General features: G+C 38.5%; 18 protein-coding genes. 12 read left to right on the forward strand and 6 right to left on the reverse strand.

What is annotated here, in order from left to right; all coding sequences use genetic code 11:
- Window positions 1–326 precede the first annotated feature (326 nt).
- The 6 genes from AC07U8_RS09100 (at window position 327) to AC07U8_RS09125 (ending at window position 5,077) form a co-directional block, all read left to right on the forward strand.
- On the forward strand, window positions 327–539 hold the full coding sequence (locus AC07U8_RS09100) for a hypothetical protein (protein WP_004821110.1): 213 nt from the start codon (window positions 327–329) through the stop codon (window positions 537–539).
- Between the two features lie 152 nt (window positions 540–691).
- Window positions 692–1,399, forward strand: coding sequence for a hypothetical protein (locus tag AC07U8_RS09105; RefSeq protein ID WP_494737737.1), 708 nt, complete (start codon window positions 692–694; stop codon window positions 1,397–1,399).
- Between the two features lie 34 nt (window positions 1,400–1,433).
- Window positions 1,434–2,399 (forward strand): 2-hydroxyacid dehydrogenase, encoded by a 966-nt coding sequence (locus tag AC07U8_RS09110; RefSeq protein WP_004821115.1) that lies wholly within the window; start codon window positions 1,434–1,436, stop codon window positions 2,397–2,399.
- A 172-nt stretch (window positions 2,400–2,571) separates the two neighbouring features.
- Window positions 2,572–3,969 (forward strand): M48 family metalloprotease, encoded by a 1,398-nt coding sequence (locus AC07U8_RS09115; protein WP_494738588.1) that lies wholly within the window; start codon window positions 2,572–2,574, stop codon window positions 3,967–3,969.
- Between the two features lie 149 nt (window positions 3,970–4,118).
- Window positions 4,119–4,478 carry a hypothetical protein gene (locus tag AC07U8_RS09120; protein ID WP_494737738.1) on the forward strand — a complete coding sequence of 120 codons (360 nt, stop codon included), beginning with the start codon at window positions 4,119–4,121 and terminating at the stop codon, window positions 4,476–4,478.
- 38 nt (window positions 4,479–4,516) lie between these two features.
- Complete coding sequence (locus AC07U8_RS09125; protein ID WP_494737739.1) at window positions 4,517–5,077, forward strand: GNAT family N-acetyltransferase; 561 nt, start codon at window positions 4,517–4,519, stop codon at window positions 5,075–5,077.
- Between the two features lie 124 nt (window positions 5,078–5,201).
- Here the strand turns inward: AC07U8_RS09125 and AC07U8_RS09130 are convergent, their stop codons facing one another.
- Both AC07U8_RS09130 and rpsU read right to left on the reverse strand, forming a co-directional pair.
- Window positions 5,202–5,648: a GatB/YqeY domain-containing protein gene (locus AC07U8_RS09130; RefSeq protein ID WP_004720970.1), complete on the reverse strand. Its 447-nt coding sequence runs from the start codon at window positions 5,646–5,648 to the stop codon at window positions 5,202–5,204.
- A 38-nt stretch (window positions 5,649–5,686) separates the two neighbouring features.
- The gene (gene rpsU, locus AC07U8_RS09135; RefSeq protein WP_001136722.1) at window positions 5,687–5,902 is read right to left on the reverse strand and encodes a 30S ribosomal protein S21; all 216 of its coding nucleotides are present in this window, start codon (window positions 5,900–5,902) and stop codon (window positions 5,687–5,689) included.
- A gap of 145 nt (window positions 5,903–6,047) precedes the next feature.
- Here rpsU and tsaD point away from each other — a divergent pair, with 145 nt between their 5' ends.
- Window positions 6,048–7,064, forward strand: a complete 1,017-nt coding sequence (gene tsaD, locus AC07U8_RS09140; protein ID WP_239045761.1) for a tRNA (adenosine(37)-N6)-threonylcarbamoyltransferase complex transferase subunit TsaD — start codon at window positions 6,048–6,050, stop codon at window positions 7,062–7,064.
- 68 nt (window positions 7,065–7,132) lie between these two features.
- Here tsaD and AC07U8_RS09145 read toward each other — a convergent pair whose 3' ends face one another.
- A complete protein-coding gene (locus AC07U8_RS09145; protein ID WP_270382198.1) occupies window positions 7,133–7,672 on the reverse strand; it encodes a hypothetical protein in 540 nt (179 codons plus the stop codon).
- Window positions 7,673–7,782: 110 nt separating this feature from the next.
- On the opposite strand from AC07U8_RS09145, the gene AC07U8_RS09150 reads away from it, so the two are divergent.
- Complete coding sequence (locus tag AC07U8_RS09150; protein WP_303576213.1) at window positions 7,783–9,129, forward strand: esterase-like activity of phytase family protein; 1,347 nt, start codon at window positions 7,783–7,785, stop codon at window positions 9,127–9,129.
- A gap of 127 nt (window positions 9,130–9,256) precedes the next feature.
- Here the strand turns inward: AC07U8_RS09150 and AC07U8_RS09155 are convergent, their stop codons facing one another.
- Both AC07U8_RS09155 and AC07U8_RS09160 read right to left on the reverse strand, forming a co-directional pair.
- Window positions 9,257–10,315, reverse strand: a complete 1,059-nt coding sequence (locus AC07U8_RS09155) for a type II asparaginase (protein ID WP_004720964.1) — start codon at window positions 10,313–10,315, stop codon at window positions 9,257–9,259.
- A gap of 306 nt (window positions 10,316–10,621) precedes the next feature.
- Entirely contained in the window at window positions 10,622–11,857 is a 1,236-nt protein-coding gene (locus tag AC07U8_RS09160) for a pyridoxal phosphate-dependent aminotransferase (RefSeq protein WP_004720962.1), read from the reverse strand.
- 151 nt (window positions 11,858–12,008) lie between these two features.
- On the opposite strand from AC07U8_RS09160, the gene msrB reads away from it, so the two are divergent.
- The 4 genes from msrB to AC07U8_RS09180 all read left to right on the forward strand — a co-directional run bounded on the left by msrB (window position 12,009) and on the right by AC07U8_RS09180 (window position 14,481).
- Window positions 12,009–12,428: a peptide-methionine (R)-S-oxide reductase MsrB gene (gene msrB, locus AC07U8_RS09165; protein WP_494738589.1), complete on the forward strand. Its 420-nt coding sequence runs from the start codon at window positions 12,009–12,011 to the stop codon at window positions 12,426–12,428.
- Entirely contained in the window at window positions 12,425–12,907 is a 483-nt protein-coding gene (locus AC07U8_RS09170; RefSeq protein WP_494737740.1) for a glutathione peroxidase, read from the forward strand. The genes msrB and AC07U8_RS09170 overlap by 4 nt, the downstream gene beginning before the upstream one ends.
- Before the next feature lie 35 nt (window positions 12,908–12,942).
- Window positions 12,943–13,788 (forward strand): AraC family transcriptional regulator, encoded by an 846-nt coding sequence (locus AC07U8_RS09175; RefSeq protein ID WP_494738590.1) that lies wholly within the window; start codon window positions 12,943–12,945, stop codon window positions 13,786–13,788.
- 72 nt (window positions 13,789–13,860) lie between these two features.
- Entirely contained in the window at window positions 13,861–14,481 is a 621-nt protein-coding gene (locus AC07U8_RS09180; protein WP_494737741.1) for a LysE family translocator, read from the forward strand.
- Between the two features lie 245 nt (window positions 14,482–14,726).
- Here AC07U8_RS09180 and AC07U8_RS09185 read toward each other — a convergent pair whose 3' ends face one another.
- Complete coding sequence (locus AC07U8_RS09185; RefSeq protein ID WP_494737742.1) at window positions 14,727–17,897, reverse strand: efflux RND transporter permease subunit; 3,171 nt, start codon at window positions 17,895–17,897, stop codon at window positions 14,727–14,729.
- Window position 17,898 lies beyond the last annotated feature (1 nt).

Here is a 17,898-nt window from a genome sequence, read left to right on the forward strand (position 1 = left end):
AATTATTGTGTATCCACAGTTTTGAATATGAAATTGGACATAATATTGTGGTTAAAGAGTGCCGTAAGTGTGGTGCTCATCATTAATTTTCTAGAAGCGATCTCAAAATATCACTATATTATGATCATTGGATAAAATATGGTGATATTTAGAAAGCGTTATATCTCTAAATGAAAATAATAAAAATCTAGTTTTGCAAGCTGATTCATTCAATCTTATGCTGATAGATGTCATAGTTTGATTGCTTAAGGCTGTCTTGGTTTTTTCAGTATGGTTAAATTTACGTTAGAATAACCCTATTCTTGTTTTATTGTCTTTGAATCATAATGTCTAAAAATTTTTTAGCTGAAAATTATATTGTCGATGAACATCTTGCTGATACTTTAAATTGGTTATGCCAACATCAAGATTGTTATGATGCTTTTCAATTTGATGTGTTGACTCAAGAACTCAAAGTTCATCATGCCAATGGTACAGATATCATTCGTCAGGGGATGTATCTTACGGCAAAGTACGGAATTTTAATCACATCCTTATAGTGAATTGGTGCTCAATGATTGTCGCTAAAATCAGCATGTAACATATTCTTGCGTTTAAATTTAATTTATCGTGTTTTTTTACTTTGATTAGTGCGACAAAAAAGGCAAAACACAGCTAAAATATAGCTTGAATAGTGTGTATTGAATCCATAATGAATATGAATGTATCAGAACATCAGCGTAGCATTTTGGCTACGATGGGAATAGAGCTTTGGATACCCAAGGTTGATGTTCAAACACGTCATTATGAAAATGCGCTATACCGTGATATTGCTCAAGTTGAACAGGATATTGCTGTAGTGGCTGAGTTGAACACGCATTCAACTCAATCAGATGCAAAATTAGAAAATCAAAAAGTACAGCCGCCACAGATTGAAAAAGCTCATCAGCCTGAAGTTTCTTTATTAAAACGCAATCCAGAAACACAGCAAACTGAAGAAGTTTCGGCACCTGAGCAAATTCAGCAACAGACAAACTTTACTGTTGAGCCTGCATTACAAATTGCGCCATTTGAAATCCAAGCCTATTGCATTGAAAGCTGTGTCATTTTTGTCGATTGTACTCAAATCAGCGCTGACCAATTCACGCTATGGGGCAATATACAGCAGGCGCTTGTAGGGCAGTTTTATGATTTAAAATGGCCTTTTCCAATGTTGCAACTTCAAGATGGAAGAGGGGCTGCAATGTATATCCAAGGATTTGTTGATGCTTTAAGGCAAGAGCGTAAAGTCATCAGTCTTGGTCAATTGCCTTATTTAAACAATACTGAAATGTTTGAATTGGCAAGTTTACAAGAGATGATTGAGCAACCTTTATTAAAACGCCGTCTATGGCAATTTATGCAAAATAAACTGAATTAGTTTTCAAGATCTGTACTGAGAGGTTTTCTGGGATATGAATAAAAAAGTGGTTGTATTTAGTCAAATCGACTCAGAAGTTCAAGCAAAATTAGCAGAAAAATATCAGTTGGTTGTATTGAATCCTAAGCAAGGCGATATCAATGCACAAATTCGTCAAGCGGTTGTTGATGCAGATGCAATGATTGGTGCGGGTCGTTTGCTTAATGAAAGTAATATAGCCACTGCAGAAAAATTAAAAATTATCTCCTCTGTCAGTGTGGGCTATGATAATTACGATGTTGATTATTTAAATCAAAAGAAAATCTGGTTGTCGAATACACCACACGTATTAACCGAAACGACAGCGGATTTAGCCTTTACTTTGTTGATGAGTGCTGCACGTAAAGTACCGAGTTTAGATCACTGGACCAAACAAGGTGAGTGGCAACGTACAGTCAATGCGACACAATTTGGTCAAGAAATTTTTGGTAAAACTTTAGGAATAATCGGTTTAGGTCATATCGGTGCGGCAATTGCACGACGTGGATTTTATGGCTTTAATATGAATATTGTGTATCATAATCGCCGGGAAAAAATCGAAGTTGCACAACAGTTTAATGCACAATATAAAAGTCTTGAAGCACTGTTAAAACAAGCTGATTTTGTTGTGGTTGCGGTAGATTTAAATAGCCAATCTAAAGCCTTAATCGGTGCTCAAGAATTTGCTTTGATGCAAAAGCATGCTGTTTTTGTCAATATTGCACGTGGTTCGGTGGTGGATGAACAGGCATTAACAGAGGCTTTACAGAACCGCCAAATTTTTGCTGCGGGTCTAGATGTATACCAAAAAGAACCGTTGCAACAATCGCCATTGTTTGAGTTGGATAATGTCGTGACTTTACCGCATATCGGTTCAGCAACCGCCGAGACGCGCAAGAAAATGGCGGAACTGGCTTTGCAAAATTTAGTCGATGCTTTGGAACAACGCACACCAAGATATTTAGTCAATGAAAACTTCTAGTTGATGTTGAATGTTTGCTGACAATGCAAATTACATATGAAGTGTTTACAGCCCCCTAACACTTCATTGCGAATTTGTACTAAATTCAATGTTATATTTAGAATATTAAAATAATTGGGACGATCAATTGAACAAGACCTTCCTCAGCCTTTGTCTCTGCTTAAGCACTTCAATTAGCTCAGCTGATGATTTTCTGCAAACTCAGAATAGTACTCAATTTGAAGTACCTGAGATTGGCAGTGGGGTGGGGTTTATTGATCAACAAAAAGAAAAAACCATTGGTGAAAAAGTTTATCGCCAAGTGCAACAGCAAATGCCAGTTCTGCAAGATCCTTGGCTGGAAGATCAGTTTATGCTGGTTTTTTCAAAAATTCTCAGTCAGACCCAGCTTTCACAGCCAGTAGGCTTGGTGGTAATTAAAGATGCTCAGATCAATGCATTTGCAGTACCTGGGGGCATGTTTGCCCTAAATAGTGGGATGATTACAGCTTCAAGTAACATGGATGAAGTTGCCAGTGTAATGGGACATGAAATTGCCCATGTCACACAACGTCATTACAGCCGTTCACAGGAAGCATTTAAAGGTCAAGGTTTGTTGGCGCTTGCTGGAATCATTGTTGGCGCTGCATTGGCGTCCAAAGCGGATGGTGATATTGGTGGTGCGGTGATGATGGGTACACAAGCTGCATTGATGGATAAGCAGCTCAGTTATAGCCGAAATCAAGAACGTGAAGCTGACCGGATCGGCATGCAGTTTATGTATGGGGCTGGATATGACCCAGAAAGTATGGCTGATTTCTTTGAAACCATGCATCGTTCTACCAGTCGGTTAAGTTTTTTACCTGATTTTTGGTTAACCCATCCCTTAACAACTGAGCGTATGAGTGAAGCCAGATTAAGGGCAAATCAATTTCCAAAAGTTCCTTTTCGCGCCCAGCAATCTGATTTTGATATTATTAAATGGTATACCGCAGTGATTTCGGGACAAGCCACTGACCGTCAATTGTTGGCTTTAGCACAATCGAATAATTTAGCGGGTTTATTGGCTTTAAGTGAATTTTATTTGCTGCAAGGTGATTATGACAATGCGCAGACGCAGCTGAATTTAGCCAAGAAGGTCAACGCTAAGCATACTTTGGTCACTTTGATTCAAACTGATATTTATTTAGGGCGAAATAAATTAGATGATGCCTATCAAACCATCATCAGTAAGCAAATCATAACCCCAGAAAATCGTGCATTAAGTTATAAATTAGCCGAAGTTTATATTCGACAGCAGAAGCCCAAAGAAGCTGAGCAATTGGTTAATCGTTTTGTGAATAAAAATAATAAAGATATTATTGGCTGGCAACTGTTACAACAAGCGGCAAATTTAGATAAAAAGAATCCAATGCGTACAGTCAATGTGCTGAGAAATCGGGCGGAAGTTCAATATTGGTCTGGTGATGAAGAAAATGCGATTAAATCACTTTTACATGCCAAGCGTTTAGCTAAAGAAAATAATGCGATGAGTGCCCGTATCGATACACGCTTAAAAGTGATGCAAGATGAGCGGAAGTTAAAAATTTAAAAATAACATTTAAAGAACTTAAAACTTGAGTTAAAAACTAAAAATAATGGGTGATTTAAAATGTGCCATTAAAGAAAATTTACTTTCTATTCTTGCGTGAACAGGTTAAGCTAAAATCACTTAAAGTTATAATAAAGTAATTGATTCACATGAAGAAAATTTTAATCGCATTCAGCATTTTTTTCTATGCTCACTCAACATTTGCAGCAGTACCTGAAAGCTATGTTCGAGAGGTTGAGCGTATTTCGACGCAATACAGTGCCGATATGAAATTTTTTTTGCGTAGTCTAGATCCTAAATTGAGTCAGTTTAACCCGCAACAAGAGTCACAATTCTGTGGCATTGTTAAAAAATATGTCGATGATATGTATAAAACGACAGATGAAAATCGTCAATACCTCCCACCATCAGCGCAATCTATGACCAAACAAAATGTGATTGATAAAGTGATGTTGTCACCTGAAATGCAGTTACTAAAAAAATATAATATTCAGTGTGATTTGAAATAGGTTTATCTTTAACATCTTACATCTGAGCCACATCATTTATGGATTTTAGCCAATTTCAAATTGAGAATGAGCAGATTGTTCTCAACATCATTCAAGTATCTGATGCTGAAGATTTATATAGTGCAATAAAAAATACTTTAACCGAGCTTAGAAAGTTTCCTGCAAGTTTAGTATGGGCATTGGAAGAACCTAATTTGCCAGCTTCAATGGCATTCTGCCAATCTCGTTTGGTGGCGTTATTAAATAAAGAGAACTTTGTATTTATTATCCGTTTAAAAGAAACTGATGATTTTTTAGGGGTTGTCGATATCCATGCAATTGATTGGTTGCAAAATACTGCATCTATTGGGTTTTGGGGAAACTCAAAATTTAAACAAAAAGGTTATATGGCACAAGCGCTAACACTATTTGTAGGTAGTTTATTCTCGAAATGGAATTTTTTTGGTTTAAATGCCTATGTCGATGTAGAAAATATATTGGCACGAAAATTATGTGAAAAAGCAGGGTTTTTGCTTAAAGATATTCAATATCAATCTGTACAGAATCCAGTCGATGGTGGCTTTAGAGATATTTGCCATTATCAGATAGAAAATAAATGAAGTGATATTGTAGATTGACGATTTTGGGCTATTTAACAAGAAACTATTTCATTGCAAAATAATTTTTATTTAAGTTGTTAAATAGACCAAATCAAACAGAAATTCAGATTTAAGAACGTTGGGTTTAGCCAAGTTTTGCTTTAATTTTTGCAGAAACTTGTGCTGGATCGGCACGTCCGGCTATGATCGGACGTAGAGAATTCATCACCTTACCCATATCTTTCATGCTAGTTGCACCTTGCGCAGTAATAGTTTGCGCAATGAGAGAATCAAGCTCGTCCTCTGACATAGCTTCAGGTAGAAACTGAGATAACACCTCAATTTCGGCTTGTTCTTTACTAGCTAAATCTTCACGGCCTGCACCTTCAAAGGCTTTGACCGATTCTTTACGTTGTTTGATTTGCTTTTCAATGACCGCAAGAACCTGAGTATCGTCAAGCTCTATGCGCTCATCGACTTCGATTTGCTTGATTGCTGCCTGTAGACCACGAATTACCGTTAACTTACCCATTTCTTTAGCACGCATTGTTGCTTTTAAAACATCAGTTATTTGGTTTTTTAAAGTAGTCATTTATCTGTCCAGGTGAGTCAATCAATCACAAATTAATCTTAGTAAAGGCGAGTAGTACGTACTGATTCACGCGCCAATTTCTTTTGGTAGCGTTTAACAGCAGCAGCTTTTTTACGTTTACGTTCTTGAGTAGGTTTCTCGTAGAATTCACGTTTACGAACATCAGCTAAAACACCAGCTTTTTCGCATGAACGTTTGAAACGACGGATAGCTACGTCTACTGGTTCGCCTTCTTTCAATTTAACTTGTGGCATGAAGAATCCTCATTAAGTTATGGATAAGATCAGGGTCGAATTACCCTAGATCACAAGTGAAGGTCAGTATTTTACTCATTTACATCTCATACCACAAGTCTATAATAGCTTTAGCAATATTTTGAAATGGGTAAAAGGCAATTTAATGATCGTTCTGGGCTTAGAAACTTCATGTGATGAAACAGGATTAGCGCTCTATGACAATGAAGTCGGCTTAAGAGGACAGGTGTTATATAGTCAAATTAAATTGCATGCAGAGTATGGTGGTGTGGTCCCTGAATTGGCCTCTCGTGATCATGTTCGGAAGTTAATTCCTCTGATTAATCAGTTGCTTGAGCAAAGCGGTGTGAGAAAATCAGAGATCGATGCAGTGGCGTATACGCGCGGCCCTGGCTTAATGGGTGCACTGATGACAGGGGCATTATTTGGTCGTACCTTGGCTTTTGCGCTGAATAAACCCGCAATTGGCGTGCATCATATGGAAGGTCATATGCTTGCTCCATTATTATCCGAAAATCCACCTGAATTTCCGTTTGTCGCATTATTAGTGTCAGGTGGACACACTCAATTGATGGCAGCACATGCAATAGGTGAGTACGAAATTCTAGGTGAGTCGATTGACGATGCTGCTGGTGAAGCTTTTGATAAAGTCGCAAAAATGTTGAAATTACCTTATCCCGGTGGTCCAAATATTTCAAAATTGGCGGAACAAGGTGACAAAAACGCGTTTGAATTTCCACGTCCAATGTTGCATCAAGGGCTAGATTTTTCATTTAGTGGTCTAAAAACTGCTGTTTCAGTGCAGTTAAAAAAATTAGGTGAAGAACAACGTGATGCAGATATTGCAGCTTCATTCCAAGAAGCTTTAGTGGATACTTTGGTTAAAAAGTCGATTAAAGCCTTAAAACAATCGGGTTTAAGACGTTTGGTGATTGCGGGCGGTGTCAGTGCCAATAAACGTTTAAGAGAGCGCTTAGAAGCAGACTTAGCTAAAATTAAAGCAACAGTTTATTATGCAGAACCTGCTTTATGTACAGATAATGGTGCAATGATTGCGTTTGCAGGTTATCAGCGTTTAAAAGCTGGACAAAAAGATGGTTTATCGGTGACGACAACACCACGTTGGCCAATGACTGAATTGACTAAACCTGAATTAGTTTAAGTCCGATATTGAACGGATTGTTAAATTTAAAAAAGAGGCGAAAGCCTCTTTTTTTATGGATTTAAAATTTAACGCGAATAAGGCTTCCATGTTTTGCTTTTGTTATCATAGTGATATTGAACTTGATCATCGTAATTTGATTCAAAGTTTGTATGGCCATATTGATGATTGATACTAAAACAATTTTTAATATTGCTATAGGTTTCATGTGTGCCAGGGTGATCACCATCGAATTGTGAACCCATTAAGCATAATTTTGAGTCATTCAATGCAAATGTATAAGTGGGCTTCTTTTTGACATTGCCTTCATTATCTTCCCAACCCGTAAACTGATAATTGAGTGGATAGGCAATCCCTGTTTGGGTATCTAAAGCAATCATTTCTAAAGAATCTGAAGTTCCCGTATTGAGTAAAATATATTTTTTATCAAAATTGGGCTGCATTGTTTTAAGCGCATTTTTATATTTGGCAAGGTTGGCTTTAGAACAATAATCGCCATTAAAATAATCACTCTGACACTCAGAAACTTTTTTAAACGTCGTCCCAGCATATGCCAATTGTAGCGATGCAGAACAAACAATCAGTGATAGGGTAAAAAATCTTTTCATTTATATTGACTTTGAAAGTGTATCTACACAGTTTATCGCATTTCTTTTACTGTGGTTTATCTGATTTCATGATAAAAAATAATCAGAATATTAAAAAATGAGATTGGAACATGGACTTATTGTCTTCTGAACAGCATATCCACCCAAACAATATTGATACAGATCCTCAGCTTTATAAAAAATTTAGCCAAGGCGTGCGTTTACCTTATGAAGTTTTAAACATTCACAATATTCCTGATGGTGCAAAACCTGGCCATTTTATCGAGATTCGTTGTGGTGGGTTTGGTTCAGAAATTTCAGCACACCCTACAGAAAAGTATCAATTCTATGCACTTACAGATCGTGGGCCGAATACCACGTATAACGTTAATCAAGATCATGGCAAAATCTTTTTAGAGCCTGACTATACCCCTAAGATTGGATTATTTGAGTTAAAAAATGATGGAACTATTCAGAAAATAAAAGAAATTCTATTAAAAGATCCAACAGGCAGAAATATTACAGGTTTGCCTAATCAGCATTTTGGCGCAAGTAAAGAAATCGCCTATGACCAAGATGGCAAGAAATTAGCCATAGGCACAGATGAATTTGGATTGGATGCTGAAGGTTTGGTTGCACTCAAAGATGGTACTTTCTGGGTCAGTGATGAATATGGTCCTCATATTGTGCATTTTAATGCAGACGGGCTAGAAATCGACCGTATCAATGCCTATGTCTTAGATGAGCGCAGAACATCGGGGTATTTATTGCCCCAAGAATATGCCAATCGACGCCAAAATCGAGGGATGGAAGGTTTAACCATTACACCTGATCAAAAAAAGCTGGTGGGCATCATGCAATCCACCATGAGTAATCCCGATGCTTCAGTAAGCAAATCAGATCTTGTGCGTATTGTGATGATTGATTTAGAAAGCAAAGTCGTTTCTCAGTATTTGTATCAACAAGAAGGGGGTGCAAAGACCTATTCAAATACAGCAATTACAGCTTTGAGTTCCACTCAATTTCTAGTCGCAGAACGTGATGATGATTTCTATAAAGATAATTCTCAAGCATTTAAACGGATTTATAAAATCAATTTGCAACATGCCACTGATTTGGAAAAGCTAAAGCCAACTTCGACGATTCGGCAAGATGAACAATTCGGCCTGTTGATAGCGGAACAAACCTTAGAACAATATGTGTTAACAGCAGGCTGGAGTGGTCTGGCTCAACAGGGTATCTATCCGGTAGAAAAAACCTTAGTGGTGGATTTGGTTGCGCGTTTACAGTATCCGCACGATAAAATTGAAGGTCTATGGGTGATTGATGAACAGCATTTAGCAGTGCTCAATGATGATGATTATGCTTTTTCTGAAACAGATGGGGTACTGGAACAAAAGTATTTGGATCAAGATAAAACTATCATCGATGGCAATACACTTTATATCCTTGATCAATTGGATTTAACAGTGGATTAAATCATTATCCATTCAAGATAAAATTAAACCGCCAAATTTATTTGACGGTTTAATGCATAGTTTCACGCTTAACTTTGTGCTGGTTTTAAAGTTGATTCAAGTATTAAGCTTGATTCAAAGATTAAACTTAGTATTCCCAGAACATCCGTTGAATTTCTTTTGCATCTTTGGTTTTGGTGAGTGCCAAAGCGGCTAAAAGTTTTGCTTTTTGCGGATTTAAATCGTGAGCAACCACCCAACCATATTTATCATCAGGCTGCTCAGCATTACGTAACACAAAACCTTGTGGAACGCGTGAAGAACGAATGATTTGTACGCCTTGTTGCTGGAGTTGGTTTAATGTCGGAACAATATAATTCGCAACGGAACCATTACCTGTACCCGCATGAATAATGGCTTTAGCACCCGCTTTCGCATAGGCCACATAGGCATCTGGAAGCATATTGCCTGAACCATAAACGATTTGAACGATTGGTAACGCATCACCTTGAATGTTCTCAATATTAAACTCAGAGCTATTGTTAAAACGTTTTGCAACGTTTCTAAACCAATAAGGTTTACCTTCAACCAGTGTACCTAAAGCACCCCATTGGCTGACAAAAGCATCGGTATGAATATTGATGGTCTTTGACACATCGCGTGCTGCAAAAATATCATCATTCATTAACACAAAAACGCCTTTGCCTTTGGCACTGTCTGCGGCAGCAAGCGCAACAGCACTATACAGGTTCAAAGGGCCGTCAGCTGAAAGCGCTGAAGGTGGACGCATAGAACCAACAACGACAATTGGTTTATCTGTATGAACCGTAAGACTTAGAAAATAAGCAGTTTCTTCTAAAGTATCTGTACCATGGGTAATCACCACGCCATTCACATCAGGCTTTTTAACCAATTCATTTACTTTACGTGCAATGGTTAAAAGCTCTTTGTCAGTGATGCTTTCTGAAGCAACCTGTAAAGCCTGTACACCTGTAACATTGGCAAGATTTTGAATTTGCGGAACTGCATTCAACAAATCATCTACAGGAACTTTCGCAGCAGTATATGTTGCGCTATTTGTAGAACTTGCTCCAGCACCCGCGATCGTACCGCCAGTTGCGACGACAACGACATTATTTTTTGCATAACTCGTAAAGGGTAAAAGCATGCCAATTGCAAGTGTAAGTGCAGTAACCGTCTTTTTCATAAACTATCCTTTTCAATCATTGTTCTGGTCATAAGCATTTTTTGTACCAGTTTTTCAATCTATATAAATACTGAGCTGTTGCCCATACTTATTTAAAAATGTAATTTTTCAAATAATCACTCAAATTTATAGTTACATACTATTAAAACTGGATAAAGTGCTTGCCAGTGTGTTTTTTCAGCATTCAATGAAGATGTTGTGCAATATAACGGCAATGACTAAGTTTTTAGTTGTACAGATGCTTGAGCAATAAAAAAGGCATTCAATTTTGAATGCCTTTTTGAGCTTATCTCTACTTTATAAAGATTAACGCATTTTTGCCAAGAAACGACTTAAGCGATTCATTGCTTCACGTAATTCATTTTCTGCGGGGAGGAATACCACACGGAAATGATCAGGTGTAGGCCAGTTAAAACCTGTTCCTTGAACCAGTAAAACTTTTTCAGCTTTGAGGAAATCTAACATGAATTTTTCATCATCTTCAATTGGATAGATTTCAGGATCTAGTCTAGGGAAACAATACATTGCACCTTCTGGTTTTACGCACGACACACCAGGAATATCGTTAAGCATTTCCCAAGCAATATTGCGTTGTTCATATAAACGACCACCTGGGCGGATCAAATCATTAATCGATTGATAGCCGCCTAAAGCAGTTTGAATCGCATATTGGGCTTGATGGTTGGCACATAAACGCATTGAGGCAAGCATGTCTAAGCCTTCGATGTAATCCATTGCACGTGACTTATCACCCGTAATCGCCATCCAACCAGAACGGTAGCCGGCAATACGATAGGCTTTAGATAAACCATTAAAAGAAACGCATAAATGGTTTCCTGCTAATGCTGCAACAGAGACATGTTCGATACCGTCATACACAATTTTGTCGTAAATTTCATCTGCAAATAAAATCAGATCATGTTTTTTTGCCAATGCGACAATCTGTTCTAAAACATGGCGTGGATAGACTGAACCTGTTGGATTGTTTGGGTTAATCACCACAATACCACGAGTATTCGGGGTGATTTTACTTTCCATATCCGCCATATCAGGATACCAGTAGTTTTGGTCATCACATTTATAGTGAATCGCTGTACCACCTGATAGATTTACGGCTGCCGTCCATAATGGGTAATCCGGCATTGGAACCAGCATTTCATCGCCATCATCCAATAAACCTTGCATCGCCATAACGATCAGTTCAGATACACCATTCCCGATATACACATCTTTGACATGTAAATCTAAGATGCCTTTTTGCTGATAATACTGACAAATGGCTTTACGCGCAGGGAAGATCCCTTTTGAATCTGTATAACCGACAGCATTAGGCAAATTTAAAGCCACATCATTGATAATTTCTTGCGGGGCTTCAAAGCCGAACGGGGCGGGGTTACCGATATTTAATTTAATAATTTTATGACCGGCTTCTTCCATCTCATTGGCCGCTCGTAACACTGGTCCACGAATGTCGTAGCAAACATGCTCTAGCTTTGACGATTTCTTGATTTCACGTGGGGTTGTGTTACCTAAAACGGACATAATTTTATCCAATTATTTTGAGTTAAAAAAATAGATTACTGAAATATCACAATCTATGTTGAAATTTAGCTAGAAATTTTCCAAGCTCTAGCGTAAATATGGAAGTACTGAAGCATGACATTGAATGTCAAAGATTTAAAGGAGTTTAATGATGGGAAAACTCAATAAAACAGACCGAGAATGGCAAAGAGAGTTATCACCAGAGGAATTTAAAATCACTCGACAAAAGGGCACTGAAGCTGCCTTTACTGGAAAGTATTGGAATTCCAAGCAGCATGGAACCTATGTATGTCGATGTTGTGGGGAAGAATTATTCTCTTCAGAAACCAAATATGACAGTGGTTGTGGTTGGCCGAGCTTTTTTAAACCAATCAATAATACTGTTATAGAAGAACAAGATGATCATTCGCATGGTATGGAACGTGTAGAAATTATATGCCATCATTGCGACGCTCATTTGGGGCATGTATTTGAAGATGGACCACAACCAACGGGCTTACGCTACTGCGTAAATTCCGCTTCTTTAGAATTAAAATCACAAGAAAAAGACGACGAGGAAACGTATCCATGACCAACATTTATCAGTTTGAGGCTGAGCTGTTAGAGGGTGAAAATAAATCTTTTTCTGATTATGAAGGAAAAGTTTTATTGATTGTAAATACTGCAAGTAAATGTGGCTTTACCCCACAATTTGCAGGATTAGAAAAGGTTTACGAGAAATATAAAGACCAAGGTCTTGAAGTTCTAGGATTTCCTTGTAACCAGTTCGGTGGACAAGACCCCGGTACAAATGAGCAAATCGGCGCTTATTGCCAACGCAATTATGGTGTTTCTTTTCCAATGTTCGCTAAAGTGAATGTAAAAGGACCTGAAGCGCATGTGATATTCCGTTATTTAACCAATAACAGTAAGGGCATACTCGGCAGTGGCATTAAGTGGAATTTCACCAAATTCTTAATAAATAAGAAAGGTGAAGTGATTAACCGCTATGCACCAACCACGAAGCCTGAGGATATAGAACACGATATTGAAAAAGCTTTAGCAGAATAACCTGTTGTACAGACCAAAATAAGACTGAGGATATGATGCAATTAGACACTGCAGTTGAATTTTGGACTGATCCGCAAATGCCCTATGTCGAAACACGTAGGGCATGTCAAAGCCGTATTTGCTATAGATCACATAGCCATCCGACCTTTTCGATTGGTGCTGTGGATTGTGGAATAAGTCGCTTTAGTAGCTATTTTGCCAGCGAAGAGCAAATTCAAACAGGAAGCGTAGTAATCATTCCTGCTGAGGTGGAACACGCATGTAATCCACTGGAAAATCAAGCATGGAGTTATCAAATGATGCATCTAGATGCACATTGGGTTGCTCAACTTTTTTCAGAATTAGTCAAAGATATTGAGCAGCTTTATCCCCATCATATTCCGTTGCTAAAACCACAAATTTTAACAAACCCACATATATACCAAGCATTTACGCAGTTAAATCAGCTGTTATTTGATCCAACCATATCGATTTTATTCAAACAACAACAATTAATTGAAGTCCTGAGTGAAATATTATTGCCCAATTTTGAATTTACCTTATTAAAGCAATCTGATTATTTTCAAAAGCATTTGGGTGCAATTATTGATGATATGAAGCATAGTAAACAGATGCTTTCTTTAGAGGATCTCAGTCAAAGCCTCGGGATTAGTCGTTATGCCATTATTCGCTTGTTTAAAAATAATTTTGGCTTAACACCACATGCGTATCAATTAAATCAAAAAATAAATATAGCCAGAAAGCGTTTGAAGTCTGGAGAAGCAATTATTCAAGTTGCACATGATTTGGGATTTACAGACCAAAGTCATTTTCATCATGTGTTTAAATCGCATACTGGAATCACACCGAAGCAGTTTCAAGCGCAGTTTGTCATGCTCTAACTGCGCAATTATCTACAAGATAATAGGTTCTAAAAATATTTAAGCTTATCTAAATATTTTTTGGATCGAGTAATGCAACTGTTCTTTATTGTGATTGCCACCCATTTCATTGCTTTACTTTCACCCGGCCCTGATTTTTTTCTTATTTTAACCTCATTGTTTCGAAATGGGCCACATGCGGCGAGAGCTGTTTGTTTAGGGATCGTCTTGGGAAATGTTGCCGTGATTGGCCTTATTTTGAGCTCATTGTTTTTTCTTGGCAAATTTGATGATGAAATTTTAAAGTTGGTAAAATGGGGCTGTATTGCTTATTTAAGCTATTTGTCTTATCGATGTTTTATATTTGCACAACAAGCAAAGCTAACAGTGGATTACCATCTAGAACACCAAAATAAACCAACCTTTGCATGGATAAAATATGTCTTGCTGGGGATACAGTCGAGTTTATTAAATCCTAAAAATATTCTGTTTTATAGCAGTATTATTATGGCAATTTATCAACACTATAATGTTGTTCAATTGACTTTAACCTGTCTGTGGATGGTGAGTGTAGTTTTGATCTGGAACTTGTTTCTGGTGCGATTGATGACTCAAAATAAAGCTATGCATTGGTTTAAAACCAAAATCAAATATATTTATTATCTTTCATCCTTATGCTTTGGCTTATTTGCCGCAGCTTTGTTGCTGAATTAATCAAATAAGATTAGCCCAAATAAAAAAATGTCTATCTAATAAAGATCTTTGATAAATCAAAAAATGATCATGTGGAGTGAATCATATTGGTATTGAAAGTTCCTTCTCCCTTTGGGAGAAGGCTAGGATGAGGGTGCTTTTATGTTGATTTATGGTTTTAAAAAGGACTTATGAAAGAAGTCTAATAAAGATCTAGATAGGCTTTCTCTTTTACATTATGTTGTCATCTCATTCAATTTTAAAAATCAAGAATGAGATACGCTTGCTTCTTTCGATTTATTGGCTTTATTGCGCTTAAATAACATGTTGTGAATATCATCAATAAAGGTATACACAACAGGAATAACCAATAACGACAAGAAGGTACTGGTAATCAGTCCACCAATTACAGAGATTGCCATCGGTGCTCTAAAACTTGGATCTGTACCTATTCCTAAGGCAATTGGAAACATACCTGCACCCATCGCTAAAGTGGTCATAATAATGGGTCGTGCACGCTTATGACAGGCATCTAAGAGCGCATTCATACGTGAATACTGCCGTTCATTACGGGCGATAATTGCATAATCGACCAAAAGAATCGAGTTTTTACTGGCAATTCCCATCAACATGATTAAGCCAATCAAACTTGGCATCGAAAAACTACTTTTTGCTAAAAGCAGTAGCACAAACGCACCACCCAGTGCCAAAGGCAATGCTACTAAAATGGTGATTGGTTGTAAGAAGTCTTTAAACAAGAGCACCAAGACCACATAGATACACAATACGCCTGTGAGCATAGCTAAACCAAAGCTTGCAAAGAGCTGTTCCATCACATCGGCATCACCCAGATTGGTACGTTTTACCGTCGGAGGTAAGTTTTTGATGGTTGGAAGTTTATCTACAGCAGCCGCAACATCGCCTAAAGGCTGATCATTGAGCTCAATATTAAAGTTGATGTTACGTAAACGGTTAAAGCGGTCAATTTGTGAAGGACCACTTTCAATATTAACTTGTGCAATGGTGCCTAACATCACTGGACCTTTACTGCCTGTAATCATCAAGCGTTTAATCAGGTCTTGGTCTTGACGTGCAGACAGGGGCAGTTTGATGACGATCGGAATTTGCCGTTGCGAAAGGTTTAATTTTGCCAAATTTTGATCAAAATCTCCCGCCGTGGCAATACGCACAGTTTCAGCGATATTTTGTGTGGTAATGCCTAAATCCGCAGCTTTTGCAAAGTCAGGGCGAATCACCAATTCAGGGCGAATCAATGCTGCGCTTGAGGTAATACTACCAATATTTGGAATAGTCCGGATTTCTCGTTCTACTTGACGTGCTGTACTGATTAATACATCTGGGTCATCACCTGACAGCGCAATTTGATATTGGCTGTTATTGCCTGCAATACCGACTTGAATCCGTGCACCAGGCAGTGGAGCTAAACGTTGGCGCAAGTCATTTTCAATTTTTTGCAAACTTGCAGCACGGTCTGAACGTGCTGTGACTTGAATGGTTAAGGTTGCTTTTCTTGGTTCACTTGATGCACCACCCGCAAAAGGATCTGTACCTGCTGAACCACCACCAATCGTGGTATAGACACTTTTAATTTCAGGATGATCCTTAATTAAACTACGCGCGTATTCTGCTGCTTTTAAGGTATCTGGAAATTGTGAACCTGGTGGAAGCTCAACACGCACTTGGGTCTGCCCAGTGTCAGGTGGTGGAACAAAGCCTGTAGGGAGTAATGGGATGAGCATCAGTGAAGCGATAAAAAATATGATGGCACTGCTTAAGGTGATCCAACGATGATTTAAACACCACGTGACCATTCGCATATATGCGCGCATCACCCGACCATCTTTGGCACGATCATGTTGAAGTTCAAGATCACCATGATCTTTGATTGCTTGGCTTTGATCATCTAATACTTGATTGTCGTGATGACTTTCAACTTTACCAACCCAAGGTTTAAGAATATAGGCTGACATCATAGGTGTCAGTAAGCGTGCCACCAAGAGTGAGGCAAAAATAGCCAAAGCCGCTGTCCAGCCAAATTGCACAAAGAATTTACCTGCAATACCACTCATAAAGGCAGTGGGTAAGAACACTGCAATCAAGGTGAAAGTGGTGGCAATTACGGCTAAACCAATTTCATCGGCTGCCTCCATGGCCGCTTCATAAGGCGTTTTCCCCATTCGAAGATGCCGGATGATATTTTCAATTTCTACAATGGCATCATCGACCAGTATTCCAACAACCAACGACATGGCTAACAGTGTGACAATATTTAAAGTAAAGCCTAAGTAATACATGCCAATTAAGGCGGGTAGAATGGACAAAGGCAGGGCAGTTGCCGCAATGATCGTGGCACGCCAATCACGTAAAAACAGCCAAACCACCAAGATTGCAAGCAGTGCGCCTTCATACAGCAAGGACATTGAGCCTTTATAGTTATCAACCACAGGATTTACAAAGTTAAATGCTTCAGTGATTTTAATATCAGGATGCGCCGCTTTTAATGTTTCAAGTGCCTCTTTTACTCCGATTTCAACATCAACTTCACTTGCACCTTTACTGCGGGTAATTTCAAAGCCAATCACAGGGTGGCCATTTAACAGTGCAGCAGAACGTCGTTCAGCAATGCCATCACGAATGTTGGCAACTTGATCCAGCCGAATATGGCGACCATCACTCAAGGCAATATCCATTGCTGCAATTTCAGCAGCAGTTTTTACTGTGGCAATGGTACGAATAGACTGTTCACTGCCGCCTATTTTTGTTTGCCCACCAGAAGCATCTTGCTGAACAAGGCGTAATTGTCTGGTGATGTCTGTTGCTGTGGCATTTAACGCCAAGAGTTTTTCAGGATCTAATTCAACTTCAACTTGACGCGTGACACCGCCTACACGAGAAACCGCACCAACGCCTTTGACTTTTAACATTGCACGTGCAACGTCATAATCTACAAACCAAGACAGTGCTTCCTCATCCATACGAGGGGATTGGATGGTGTAGGTGAGAATCGGTGAACCTGAAAGATTGATTTTACTGACAATTGGATCACGAAGATCCGCAGGTAAATCTGAACGTACTTGTGAAACCGCGTTACGGACATCATCAACAGCTTCTTGCAGTGGTTTTTCCAGTTGAAACTCTGCGGTTACGGTGACTACACCATCTTGGATATTGGTATATTGATTTTTAAGTCCCTGTAAAGTTGCAATCGAGTTCTCAATTTTACGTGCAACTTCTGTTTCCAGTTGCGGTGGTGCTGCACCGGGTAAAGCCGCAGTAACCGTAACCATCGGTAATTCAATATCGGGAAATTGTTGGATTTTCATCCAATGAAAACACATCAAACCGGCTAAACCAAGCATGATAAAAAGCAAGATACCGGGAATCGGATTTTTAATCGACCAAGCGGAGAAATTCATG

It is taken from the genome of Acinetobacter sp. GW821-FHT01E09, assembly GCF_059422385.1.